Raw genomic sequence first — 12,545 nt, forward strand, 5'->3', positions numbered from 1 at the left:
CATTTGTCTGATGAAAAGTATTACTCTAATAATTGTACCATTTTAACGGAACTTTTTCTCCATTATACCACTATAATAGTATAGTCATTTCCCTTGTTTTTCACTAGCTTTTAACATAGAGGTGAATCATATGTCAGATTTTTTAAAGCTAGTAGGTGAACAACTTCGGATTATTCGATTATCCAAAGGACTTAGCCAGGAAGAAGTGGCTGAACGGACAGGGAAGTTAGGTTTCAGTAAAGGAAGAGTTTCTAATATTGAACATGGACAATCTAATATTACCTTAAGTACTTTGGAAACAATCATGAAGGCATTAGACATTACCCCTGAGGAGCTATTTAATTTTCAAAAACTATCTGGCGTTACTGATATTGAGGAAAAAAACCTCATGCTAGACATTCATCGCTCATTACTAAGAGAACGAAATTTAGACGAGGTAAAATATGTAGTTCGTATTACGAAAGATTTTTTAGATACAATTGATTCTCAATCGAAGAAAAACAGCTCCAACGGTCAATGACAATTGGAGCTGTTTCTTTATTAAAATTAACTTTTAGTAGCTACATACCAAACTTTTGACGATAGCCACATTTTCTACATAGTTCTTCAACAGCTTCTCTTCGTGAAAAGCCCTCTACAATCTTATTGGCACGTTCCCCTTCTACAATTTCTGAGAAGGGTTTATCGTGTACATTTCCTAAATTAATGACACCTTCCCCATCCAAGCAACAAGGCACAACGGTTCCATCCACAAGTATAGCCGCTTGGCTACGCAGAGCATGACAGAAACCCTTCCCTTCATCCTCTGGCTCTAGGAGACTTGGCCATCTAAATTCATGATCCTGATTTAAATAAACATGAGGGGCAATTTTTACTCCTTTCCCAGGCTCTACTTTTTCTTCTATGCGGTAATCAAGATTATACTCATTTTCTAATATTTCTAAAGTCTCACGGTTACGACGTGCTGCAACATCCGAAACATGATCCTGTTGTAGATTCCATAAACGATAGGAAATAATCGTATTGTACTCCCTTGATTCTCGCACAAAGTTCAAGATATCCCCTAAATATTTTTCACGGTTTTCAGAGCCCTCATGCCCATCAAAGCTATGCAACGAGAAATTAATTTGACGTAATGCTGGTTTTCCTAATATTTTCTCACGATTCTTTTTTATTAGCGTACCATTCGTTGTAATATTGACTTTAAACCCTTTTGCATGGGCAGCATCTAATAGCTGATCGATTCTTGGATGTAGTAATGGCTCTCCTTTTACATGCAAATAAATATATTTTGTATGTGGACGAATTTCATCTAATATTTTATTAAATTGTTCGACTTTTATAAGCCCCTTTGCACGAGCTGTAGGTGGGCAAAAACTACAGGCTAAATTACAAACACTCGTTATTTCTATATAAACCTTTTTAAATGTTCTCAATGTTGCTTCTCCGTTCCCATTCACTAAATAATCAAATCTCATTCATTCTAACAAATTTATTGGATAGATAGCAAAAATCGTTGAGCTTTCATCTGGGCAGTCCTACCTTTTCTCTAGGTAACATGGCTACACGTACAAGTGGGTTCATGAAGCGCTAATATCTTAATAGTAAGATGAAACGAAGGGAGGAGAAACGATGTCTGGTTTTAATTCTAAAAAATTTTATGGACCTGACGAACCTGAGCAGGAATCCTCTAACAAGCAAGGGAAAAATCATATAACGATTAATTTTACATTCAATATAGGAAACACCGATTTCCACTTTGAGCAACGAGCGGAAGGCGGAGGTCAAATCAATCATGATGTAGGCACAAATGCTAACCAAGGTGGACAAAATGCTAGTAACGGTAGTCATACACGAAATGTCAATTCGCAATTTGCTGACGGTAATGGAAGAAGCGGTATTGCTGGTAATCATAATGATGAGGCTGGTGGCCAACAAGGCATAAAAGTACGGGATAGCCTAGTCATTGAAAGTGATATACATTCATCCTCTAATCATAGTGAAAGTAATGAAGAAACTGATGTATTAACTGAAGAAAATGAGTAGATCATGTTGTTGAAAAAAGATGATGTCAACGGCAGAAAAAGCAACTTGGCAAGGTGAGGGGTTGATTTCCATTCCGCCAGCGTCCTTTCCAGGGGGCGTCCGATGAGCCGCTTCACTCACTAGCATTCGCTCCAGGGTCTCCTCTGTGACGCTAAATCCCCTTGGAGTGACGCTGGCTCCACTCCAATCAACCATGTGCAAAAGTGTCTTTTTCTTATCTTTCATACTAGCCGTAGCGATCAAAATAGCACATGATTTGTATAATTAGATAGGCTCTTATTTTCAATGTGTAGTGACAACACCTCTTCATAAAGAGTAGTGAACACCTTCCCTTTATTTGAAAATCTTTGCTAAAAAGTCAGTGGGTTGAAGTGGAAGGCTACTTGACTCCCGTGGGATAGCGAGACAGGCGAAGCCCTGCACGGAGCGGTAGCGGAGGAAGCGATTCGGCGCTCGCCCACAGGAAAGCAAGTAGCCTGCAACGGAAATCCATTTCTACCTTTCAATTGATTGTTTTGTTTTTCAACACTAAGAGATTGGTTGAAAAAAGATCATGTCACTAGCAGAAAAAGACCTTTTGACAAGGCGAGTTATTGTTTCCCGTTCTACAAAAGTGTCCATTCCTTATCTTTCATACTAGCCGTAGCGATCAACATAGCTCATTATTTGTATAATTAGTGAAAGGATAGGCTCTTATTTTTAATGTGGAGAAGTGATGAATGACAATACCCCTCCATAAAATGAGTAGGAACAGCTTCACTTTATTTGAAAACCTTTGTTACATTGTGGATTGGAGTGGAAGACTACTTAACTCCCATTTTTTCAACACTATGAAAAAAACTTCTATCTGTTTGATGATACCGTCAACAGATAGAAGTTTTTTTGTCATACATTGCGTTTATAGTTTTTAGTGCCGTCATATGAATAAAGCATCGGCTTTTTATCCACATAGGTTTCTAAATGAACGGGCCGTCCCCATAGCTGATAAATATAAGGCAATACATTTTCTAAATAGCGAGGATCTAACTCCATCCCTTCGTAACCATGTACTAAATAGAGCTCACCATTACGCAAATAATCACCATTTTTCACTACAATATATGGGAAGCCCCCGTTTACACGCATGGATACAAGCTGATCTCGAACCATCTCATGATCCTTATCCGTTATACGATACTCATTACCTTTCTTTTGGAACAAATACAAATCTTCACGCTTCGCTAAATCCTTTGATAAATAGTTTCGAATAAAGGAAATATCCGATTCTATTTCTCTTACCTCAAAGATCTTTTCACGCCCCGTATTTGGCTGTACACCTAGCCGCTTCATTTCCTCTGTAGGATTATTATAGCGATTTTCAATATCCTCGAAAATTTTTATTCCAAGGTAATATGGATTAATCGATGTTTTGGATGGCTGCACAACCCCTGCATTTAATTTGGCATATTCAATTGTCTCAGCAGTGGTTAGTTTTAACTCCCGCATGATGCGTTGATGCCAGAAGGACGCCCAGCCCTCATTCATTATTTTTGTTTCTAATTGAGGCCAAAAATAAAGCATTTCCTCCCGCATCATTGTTAAAATATCTCGTTGCCAGTCCTCCAATTCACGGCTATACTCCTCCAAGAATAGCAACAAATCTTTTTCTGGCTTTGGCGGAAATTGCTTTAATCTTCGTCTAATTGGTTTATAAACTTTTTCTTTTTCTTCTATACTCCACAAATCATCATATGGTGATTTCGTTGGAGATTTTTCCTCTTCAAGATCATCGTCCTCACTCCAGGTTAGCTTCGGTCGTAAAATAGATGAATCAATATGTTCCTGAATAGCTAAAACTGCATCTAAAAACTGCTCAACCTCATCCTTGCCGTATTCTCTTTCATAACCAGCTATTCGCTCGGCAGTTGCGGTCATACTCTCTACCATATCTCTTCTTGTATTGGAAAAACGCACATTATTTTTAAAGAAATCACAGTGTGCTAAAACATGAGCAATAATCAGTTTATTTTGGGTTAATGTATTGGTATCGAGTAAAAACGCATAGCAAGGATTTGAATTGATCACAAGCTCATAAATCTGGCTAAGTCCTAAATCATATTGAAGCTTCATTTTATGAAATTGTTTCCCGAAGCTCCAATGGGAAAAACGCGTAGGCATACCATAGGCGCCAAATGTATAAATAATATCTGCTGGACAAATTTCATAACGCATTGGATAGAAATCTAAGCCAAAGCTTGAGGCAATTTCGGTAATTTCATCTATTGCTCGTTGAAGCTCTTTTGTGTCCATTTTACGCCCCCTCCTTTGAACGTCGTACTGTGCAAACATCCATGTTATTCTTCATTTTTTTTGAAAAAGCTCTTTAAGGCATCATATACATCGCCTTTTTTTCTCAAAATATGGTATCTGAATTTAGGATCATCAATTTTTTTATACGTATACATAAGCGTTGAGAAACGGTTATGTTGATTCACCTCACCATAGCCAAACATGCTGGATACATCCATTAACTCTCCTACCAGTTTCAAGCACTTTTCATTATCCATCGAAATATTTTCACCATCTGAGAAATGGACAGGGTAGATATTGTAGCGAGACGGATGATATTTATCCTGAATTAACTCCAATGCCTTTTTATAAGCTGAAGAACAAATAGTTCCCCCACTCTCTCCCTTTGTAAAAAATTCCTCTTCAGTGACAACCTTTGCCTCTGTATGATGGGCAATAAATTCAATCTCTACGGTTTCATATTTTGATCGTAAAAACTTCGTCATCCAAAAGAAGAAGCTTCGTGCACAATATTTCTCAAAAGCTCCCATCGAGCCACTTGTATCCATCATGGCGAGTACTACGGCTTTGGATTCTGGTTTCTCCACTTCATCCCACGTTTTAAAACGTAAATCGTCATTGTGGATAGGCGTAATTTCCGCTTTCCCATGCATTGCATTGCGCTTTAATGCATTTAAAATCGTTCGCTTTTTATCAACATTACCCATTAGCCCTTTTTTTCGAATATCATTAAACTCTATTTTTTCTGTTTTAATATCTGCCTTTTCTTTTTGCTGTAAATTAGGTAACTCAAGTTCATGGAATAAGACATTTTGGATTTCCTCAATACTGACTTCCGCTTCATAGTAATCTTGGCCAGGCTTGTCACCTGCTTCTTTTCCTTGGCCTTGAGCCTGATTGGCTTTACTGCCATCCCGGGCTACTACATCCCCGACACTACTATCCCCTTGTCCTTGCCCAACATGCTTAGAATTATCATAGTTATATCGAATTTTATATTCATCAAGTGACCGAATTGGTATTTTAATAACCTCGCGACCATTGGACATCACAATACTTTCTTCACTAACTAAATCTGGTAAATTATTTTTAATCGCATCTTTTACTTTTTCCATATGGCGTTCCTGGTCCTGGTGCCCTTTACGATGGAGGGACCAATTTTCCTGAGAAATGACAAAGCGTTTATTTTCGTGTTCAGTCATTTTTATCCTCACCCATCTATCAAATTCGCTTTTTCTATACTATGCTTGTGAGCCAAATTTTTGAACTTTTTTCATAAAATCAATTGTGCACCTATTAATCACGCCTCAGCGTAATTGCGTCCAGATTTTTTTCGAGCTTGCTCGAAAAGCTCCGCTTCAATATCTATGACATCCGCTGGGGCTTTTATCTCACCACCTATAGAGGTGGATATTTTCTGCTGAATCAAGTTAAATCTCTCATCCTGATAGTAAAAGGAGTGCCCTAAAATGGGACACTCCTAACTGACTTGGAACAATCAACATCAAGCTATCGATTGAGTAAACTTCCTACATATTGTAGCAACTCATTTGCCGATGTTGTATTATAGCCATGTTCATCAACAAGCCTTGCAACGACCTCATTAATTTTCTTCAGTTGCGATTTATCTGGCATTTTAGAAGAAGTTGTAATTTTCACAATATCTTTTAAATCTGCAAATAATTTCTTTTGAATAGCTTCTCGCAATCTTTCATGAGAATTATAGTCAAAACGTTTACCTTTTCGTGCATAGGCAGAAATTCGAATGAGAATCTCTTCACGGAATGCCTTTTTAGCATTTTCTGAAATGCCAATTTGCTCCTCAATCGAGCGCATTAATTTTTCGTCTGGGTTCATTTCTTCCCCAGTCAGAGGATCGTAAATTTTATTTTTATTACAAAATGCCTCTACATTATCAAGGTAGTTGTTCATTAATGTTTTTGCCGATTCTTCATATGAGTACACAAAAGCCTTCTGTACTTCATTCTTAGCAATTTCATCATATTCCTTACGAGCAACCGCAATGTAATTCATGTATTTTTCACGATCCTCTTGAGAAATAGACGCATGCTGATCCAATCCATCCTTCAATGCTCGTAAAACATCTAATGCATTTATTGATGGTATCTCTTTGCGAATAATAGCAGAAGAAATACGGTTAATAATATAGCGTGGATCAATACCGTTCATGCCTTCATTTGGGAACTCTTTTTTCAGCTCCTCTAAGTCAACGGAATTAAATCCCTCCACATTTTCTCCGTCGTACAAGCGCATTTTTTTAATCAGATCCACACCTTGTTTTTTCGGTACTTCCAATCGAGTGAGAACCGAAAAGATTGCTGCGGCCTTTAAAGCATGCGGTGCAATATGGACATGGGCCATATCACTCTCATTTATCATCTTTTCATAAATATGCTCTTCCTGGCTAACTTTTAGGTTGTAGGGAATGGGCATAACGATAATTCGAGAATGTAATGCCTCGTTCTTTTTATTCGAAATAAATGATCTATATTCAGTTTCGTTTGTATGGGCAACAATTAACTCATCTGCACTAATTAAAGCGAACCTTCCCGCTTTAAAATTCCCTTCCTGTGTTAAAGATAATAAATTCCATAAGAATTTTTCATCAAGCTTCAACATCTCCTGGAATTCCATCATTCCTCTATTGGCCTTATTCAGTTCCCCATCAAAGCGGTAAGCACGAGGATCAGACTCTGAACCAAATTCACCTATTGTGGAAAAATCAATACTTCCTGTTAAATCAGCGATATCCTGCGATTTAGGATCTGATGGTGTAAATGTCCCAATACCAACACGTTTGTCTTCTGAAAACGTAATACGTTCAATCATCACATTTTCAATGCGCCCATCGTATTCCTTTTCAAGACGCATTGTATTTAAAGGCGATAAACTTCCTTCAATTCTAATACCATATTCCTCAAAAAACTCATTACGCAAATGATGTGGAATTAAATGGAGTGGATCTTCATGCATTGGACATCCCTTAATTGCGTAAACTGCACCCTCATCTGTTCGCGAATATTGTTCTAATCCACGTTTCAGTAAGGTAACGATTGTTGATTTACCACCACTAACTGGTCCCATTAATAATAAAATACGTTTTCTAACATCTAACCTGCGCGCTGCTGGATGGAAATATTCCTCCACCAGTCTTTCAATTGCTGTTTCAAGCCCAAAAATTTCTTGTCCGAAAAATTTGTACATTTTTTGCCCATCGCGTTCCTCTACACCAGAACTTTTTATCATATTGTAGACGCGTGAATGGGCTGTTTGAGCAACTTCAGGTCTTTCCCTAATGATGTTTAAATAATCTGCAAATGTTCCTTCCCACTTCAGCCTGTTTTCTTCTTCGCGATAGTTTTTCACTTTATCTAAAATGTTAATAGCCTTCCCTCCATTCAGGGCTTGATTTATAACATAGTATGAAGTTAATGGCATGATGATACCATTACTTTTTCTTTGATGAAGTTTCTTCTTATTATTTCTATTTTTTTTGGCAAAAAGATTGCGGATATATCAACTGTTTTAATACATAGAACCTTACTGAATGAAGATAAAAATTTCGGTTATTCTAACGTTAGAAAGGAGGTCCATCATTGCATCGCCATTTTACATTTCTTTTCACATTTTTATTTTTAGGGATAATGCTGTACCCTACTGCCTCTTTGGCAAAGGAGGATCTAACAGAAGAAGAAATTTTACAGCAGCGTATGTCCTATTATGTACAATTCGATGAATTACTCATTCCTTGGAACTTTTTGGCTGCTATCGATCAGTATGAAAGAAATTTACAATCTGTCCGTAAAGACATCCCTAAACGAGAAGGCTATTTGGCTATCCAATTTTCTGATGAATACTGGTCAGGCGCTTTAAATCCTGTAAAAGAAGACACTTCTCCTGAGACAATTAGCTATTTCGGAGGAATGGGCCTTGATGGTAATCACGATGGGCTCGCTAGTCCAAAGGATGATGAGGATGTCATTTTTTCGATGGCTAGTTATTTAGGAAAATTTGGAACGACTGATGAAGATTTTAAATTAGCATTATGGGAATATTATGGGAGCGAAGAAGCGGTCAATCAAATATTTACCATCTCCACATTGTACAGACATTTTAAAACAATTGAACTTGACGCACATACTTTCCCACTAAATATTCGCTCTGATTACAGTTACAAGGGCACATGGGGCGCCAATCGAGGTTGGGGTGGTCGCCGAATTCATGAGGGAACTGATATTTTTGCAAGCTATGGAACGCCAGTGTTATCAACCTCTTATGGAATTGTCGAGGTAAAAGGATGGAATCAATTTGGTGGCTGGCGTATTGGTATTCGCGACAATCATAATTCCTACCACTATTATGCCCACCTCGGTAGCTATCATAAGGAAATTGAAGTCGGTACAATTGTAAAACCTGGTACTGTTCTTGGCTATGTGGGAAGCTCTGGATACGGAAAAGAAGGTACATCTGGTAAATTCCCTCCACACCTTCATTATGGGATTTATAAATTTAACGGAAGAACCGAATGGGCTTTCGATCCTTATCCTTCCTTACTACAATGGGAGCGGCAAGCAAAAAAACAAAAACAGTAGATAATTTTTTACTTATGGCACTTGAAGCATGTTGCTTCAGGTGCATTTTCTTTCCACATAGGAAATTCTACATAAATACATGAATTTGTTATTAAACATCTATATATATTTAACTATTAATAAAAGGAAAACAATTATATCATTGTACTAAAAAACTATTTTTAAATATTTCTATCGAAAGGCTTATTAATATGCATAAATAGTTATAAAATAGTATTTGTGTTTGAAAAAATTTCTCAATGAGATAGTAAAGGGATGGGAAAATGAAGGGCATTATCAAGTTTAAAACACTTAAAGCTCGAATTTTAAGTGCATTTATTCTTTTGTTAGTTTTAGTAGTTAGCTTTACAACCTACACTTACAATTCCAATACAAGTATGGAATGAAGTACAAGCAGGTACTGAGCAAATTACAGTAACGATGCAAGAGCTTGCATCAGGTACAGAAACACAAGCCTCCACAACAGGTGATTTGGCAGAGACAATGACAGCATTCAAGCGTAGCATTCATGAAACTACACAAGAGGGCATTGAGTTAAGCAAACATTCTAGTCATGTTCAAAATTTAACGGTTTCCGGAAAAAGCTTAATGGTGCAATCTACCAAACAAATGGCTACAATAAATGAAATTGTATTAGACTCTGTGAAAAAGGTGGAAAATTTAAATGAGCAATCTGCTGAAATTTCCAAGCTTGTGTCTGTTATCGATGATATTTCAAACCAAACAAATTTACTTGCATTAAATGCAGCAATTGAAGCAGCACGAGCAGGTGAGCATGGCAAGGGCTTTGCTGTTGTAGCAGATGAAGTCCGAAAGCTTGCTGAACAAGTACAGTTCTCTGTCACGGATATTGCAACAATTGTCCATCGTATTCAAGGTGAGACGGGCAATGTTACATCTGCCCTCCAAACTGGCTATGAGGAAGTAAAAAAAGGAACAACCCAGCTCGATCAAACAAATGAAACATTTGAAAAAATTTCTGATGCTGTTGAGGATATGATCGATAATATTACAACCATATCAACGAATTTAAATCAGCTTGCTCAAAATTCTGAAACCATTAATGCTTCTATTGATGATATGGCCTCTATTTCGCAAGAATCTGCTGCTGGTGTTGAGCAAACAACAGCGACTGTAGAGGAAACGGCCGCTACAATGGATGAAATCGCTAGAAGTGCAAATCAGCTTGCTGGCATGGCCGAGGAATTAAATACGCAGCTACAGCAATTTAAGATTTAATCAACTACACAACAAAGGCTATCTCAAATTTCTCTATTTTGAGATAGCCTTTTCTATTATTGCCAATGACTTATCGGAACGCGTTCCAATTCATGACGTTTAATAATGACACTTATCTTTTGAAACCATTTCTCACAAAGCTCCATGGCTTCTTTATAGTCATCTTCCTCTTTCGAGATGGGCTCTTCACTATTATCCATAAACATATATTCTTGAATAGGCTCTGATAAATGATCTACTACTAGCTTTAACGATAGCTGTGAGATTGTATCTTCTTCTACCTCTTCTTCTACTTCATCCGCCTCTGCAAGTAAGGACCCACTCATTAGGTGATTCTTTGTTCTAACCATAAACACCTCATCTTCCATGATGGCCACTTCATATATTTTGTTAAACGGAATCTCTATTATTTTCAGTTCTTCGTCTAAAGCTTCTCTACGTGCGAAAATAAGCGTGTTTGTCTGTTCATTTAACAATAAGGCATTCAACGCATCACCTGAAAGTGTACATTGGGTATGAGGAATAGCCATTATCTCCTCCTCACTAGCTTCTGTCATGGCTGCCAAAGTTTGTGCAGCAATATAACGCTCTTTTAAATAACGAATACTACCTATACCGACTAAAGCTAGCCCAATTAAAAAAAATAGCTGCTTAATAATGACTAATCCAATGGCATTTGCTAGAAAAAGATAGACAATCCCTAATAAAATGAAGAAAATATTTTTCATCCAAATCCCGCCTTTATCAAGATACTCACTAGAAAAATTCAGTTGATGTACTAGCAATAGTATTCTTGATTCTAGCTTTTCATTCTAATAAAAAACACGAATCCATTGAACTTTTCAATGAACCCGTGCTTTCATTTTTAACGACCCATTAACTCTTCTTTACTACTTACGTCGTCTAATGTTTTATCTTTTTCTATTTTGTGCATCTCAAGAACATGCTCAGATGGTGGTACTAGTAAGCTCACCACGACAATCGTGATACCCGTTATCACAACACCTGAAAATACAGGAGCCTGCCATAATTCATTTAATAGACCTATGAAGCCTTCTGATTGGATTGTCAGACTAGGTACGAATGTTAGTGATGTTACAATGTAATAAACTAAGCCAACAGAAATACTTGCCCAAACTGCCGGTGTACTCACACGTTTCCAAAATGGTCCTAAAACGATTGGCCAGAATATTGTCACGAAAATAATATCCCATGCTAAATAAGCTAAATCAATGACTTTTTGAAAGCTTACAGCTAGCACTAAACCTAATAAAGCACTAGCTAGAATAATAGATCGTGAAAATCTTAATAGCTTCTTAGGATCAGGGTTACGATTAATAAAATCTAAATAGATATTCTTTGTCACAATCCCCGAAGTCGCTACATAACATGCAGCTACTGTAGACATCCCCATGGCTGCCATGGCTGTTAAGAAAATAGCTGCTAATAAGGGCGGAAAATAACCTTGTGCAAAGGTAAGCATCAATGTTTCTGGGTTAGAGCTTTCAGGATAAATTGACTTGAAGGCTTCCCCTAGCATCCCTGGAATCCAGCTAATTGCAATGACAATAATACCAGCAATAATCATACTGCGCTGTGCCACTCGTGGACTTTTCGCTGCAGCTACCCTCTGCCCAAGATCAACTGCAGGGATATCTCCAAGTGCTAGTACAAGATATAAAGTCCAAAACTCTGCTCCTGCCTTCTCAAATAATGTACCGATATTCCACCAATCAGGATTAAATGTAACGTCTGGATAGTAAAACAAAATAAAAATGGTAATACCCAAAATACCGGCTACTGCAAGCGCACCTTGCACGATTTCAGTATAGGCAACTGCCCATAAACCACCAATAACTGAATAAATAGCCGTTAGCGATACAAATAGAAGTGCCGCAGGAATAAAATCAATTTGCAACAATTGCTGAATAATATAGGTACCGCCAACTGTTAACGCCGCTGCATTAAAAACACCAAAAGCAATTGCCATAACGACTCCTGTATAGGCTCCTAGCTTTTTGCTGCCATAGCGTAAACCGTAGTAATCTGCTAAAGTCCAGCCCTTCAAACGTCGTAATGGTTTTGTCCAAATGAGTGCTCCAAGAATCATACAAGTCCCTAAACCACCCATTGTTGCCGATCCTTCAAAGCCACCGCTTGTATAACCTGAACCTACTGCTGCAAAAAAGAATGGGGCAGCTAGTAGGGCAGCGACTAAACTACCCGTTACAACGGATAAAGGCATGCTCCAGCCAGCAACAATTAAATCCTCAGCTGTGTTGACACGCTTATAGCCTTTATAGCCAATGTAATAGATAAATAATAAGTATAAGCAAAAGATAATAATATTTAACATTG

At 37.6% G+C, this 12,545-nt stretch carries 10 protein-coding genes; 4 read left to right on the top strand and 6 right to left on the bottom strand.

The genetic code is table 11. From position 1 onward, the window contains the following. The first annotated feature begins 130 nt into the window (after positions 1–130). Positions 131–520 carry a helix-turn-helix transcriptional regulator gene (locus tag MHB65_RS21330; protein ID WP_004225641.1) on the top strand — a complete coding sequence of 130 codons (390 nt, stop codon included), beginning with the start codon at positions 131–133 and terminating at the stop codon, positions 518–520. A gap of 40 nt (positions 521–560) precedes the next feature. Here the strand turns inward: MHB65_RS21330 and MHB65_RS21335 are convergent, their stop codons facing one another. Beyond that, positions 561–1,436, bottom strand: a complete 876-nt coding sequence (locus MHB65_RS21335; protein WP_342441641.1) for a radical SAM/SPASM domain-containing protein — start codon at positions 1,434–1,436, stop codon at positions 561–563. A 196-nt stretch (positions 1,437–1,632) separates the two neighbouring features. On the opposite strand from MHB65_RS21335, the gene MHB65_RS21340 reads away from it, so the two are divergent. Beyond that, a complete protein-coding gene (locus tag MHB65_RS21340; RefSeq protein WP_205445679.1) occupies positions 1,633–2,046 on the top strand; it encodes a hypothetical protein in 414 nt (137 codons plus the stop codon). A gap of 885 nt (positions 2,047–2,931) precedes the next feature. Here MHB65_RS21340 and MHB65_RS21345 read toward each other — a convergent pair. The 3 genes from MHB65_RS21345 to MHB65_RS21355 all read right to left on the bottom strand — a co-directional run bounded on the left by MHB65_RS21345 (position 2,932) and on the right by MHB65_RS21355 (position 7,794). Then, positions 2,932–4,335, bottom strand: coding sequence for a SpoVR family protein (locus tag MHB65_RS21345; RefSeq protein ID WP_342441642.1), 1,404 nt, complete (start codon positions 4,333–4,335; stop codon positions 2,932–2,934). Positions 4,336–4,379: 44 nt separating this feature from the next. Beyond that, positions 4,380–5,537, bottom strand: coding sequence for a sporulation protein YhbH (gene yhbH, locus MHB65_RS21350; RefSeq protein ID WP_205445682.1), 1,158 nt, complete (start codon positions 5,535–5,537; stop codon positions 4,380–4,382). A 307-nt stretch (positions 5,538–5,844) separates the two neighbouring features. Further along, a complete protein-coding gene (locus MHB65_RS21355) occupies positions 5,845–7,794 on the bottom strand; it encodes a PrkA family serine protein kinase (RefSeq protein WP_279381307.1) in 1,950 nt (649 codons plus the stop codon). Between the two features lie 158 nt (positions 7,795–7,952). Between MHB65_RS21355 and MHB65_RS21360 the strand changes: the two genes are divergently transcribed. Together MHB65_RS21360 and MHB65_RS21365 are read left to right on the top strand one after the other, a co-directional pair. Then, positions 7,953–8,948 carry a M23 family metallopeptidase gene (locus tag MHB65_RS21360; protein WP_342441643.1) on the top strand — a complete coding sequence of 332 codons (996 nt, stop codon included), beginning with the start codon at positions 7,953–7,955 and terminating at the stop codon, positions 8,946–8,948. Positions 8,949–9,368: 420 nt separating this feature from the next. Next, positions 9,369–10,187, top strand: coding sequence for a methyl-accepting chemotaxis protein (locus MHB65_RS21365; RefSeq protein ID WP_342441644.1), 819 nt, complete (start codon positions 9,369–9,371; stop codon positions 10,185–10,187). Between the two features lie 56 nt (positions 10,188–10,243). Here MHB65_RS21365 and MHB65_RS21370 read toward each other — a convergent pair whose 3' ends face one another. Both MHB65_RS21370 and MHB65_RS21375 read right to left on the bottom strand, forming a co-directional pair. Beyond that, the gene (locus MHB65_RS21370; RefSeq protein ID WP_342441645.1) at positions 10,244–10,915 is read right to left on the bottom strand and encodes a hypothetical protein; all 672 of its coding nucleotides are present in this window, start codon (positions 10,913–10,915) and stop codon (positions 10,244–10,246) included. Between the two features lie 137 nt (positions 10,916–11,052). Further along, complete coding sequence (locus tag MHB65_RS21375) at positions 11,053–12,543, bottom strand: sodium:solute symporter family protein (protein WP_342441646.1); 1,491 nt, start codon at positions 12,541–12,543, stop codon at positions 11,053–11,055. Positions 12,544–12,545: the final 2 nt, after the last annotated feature.

The sequence above is a fragment of the Lysinibacillus sp. FSL K6-0075 genome, from assembly GCF_038592945.1.
Classification (GTDB): domain Bacteria; phylum Bacillota; class Bacilli; order Bacillales_A; family Planococcaceae; genus Lysinibacillus; species Lysinibacillus fusiformis_F.

Excerpts from the sequence above, each read along its gene's own strand:
- MHB65_RS21330 (WP_004225641.1), top strand. The coding sequence starts at position 131 with ATGTCAGATTTTTTAAAGCTAGTAGGTGAACAACTTCGGATTATTCGA.
- MHB65_RS21340 (WP_205445679.1), top strand. The coding sequence starts at position 1,633 with ATGTCTGGTTTTAATTCTAAAAAATTTTATGGACCTGACGAACCTGAG.
- MHB65_RS21345 (WP_342441642.1), bottom strand. The coding sequence starts at position 4,335 with ATGGACACAAAAGAGCTTCAACGAGCAATAGATGAAATTACCGAAATT.
- yhbH (WP_205445682.1), bottom strand. The coding sequence starts at position 5,537 with ATGACTGAACACGAAAATAAACGCTTTGTCATTTCTCAGGAAAATTGG.
- MHB65_RS21355 (WP_279381307.1), bottom strand. The coding sequence starts at position 7,794 with ATGCCATTAACTTCATACTATGTTATAAATCAAGCCCTGAATGGAGGG.
- MHB65_RS21365 (WP_342441644.1), top strand. The coding sequence starts at position 9,369 with ATGCAAGAGCTTGCATCAGGTACAGAAACACAAGCCTCCACAACAGGT.
- MHB65_RS21370 (WP_342441645.1), bottom strand. The coding sequence starts at position 10,915 with ATGAAAAATATTTTCTTCATTTTATTAGGGATTGTCTATCTTTTTCTA.
- MHB65_RS21375 (WP_342441646.1), bottom strand. The coding sequence starts at position 12,543 with ATGTTAAATATTATTATCTTTTGCTTATACTTATTATTTATCTATTAC.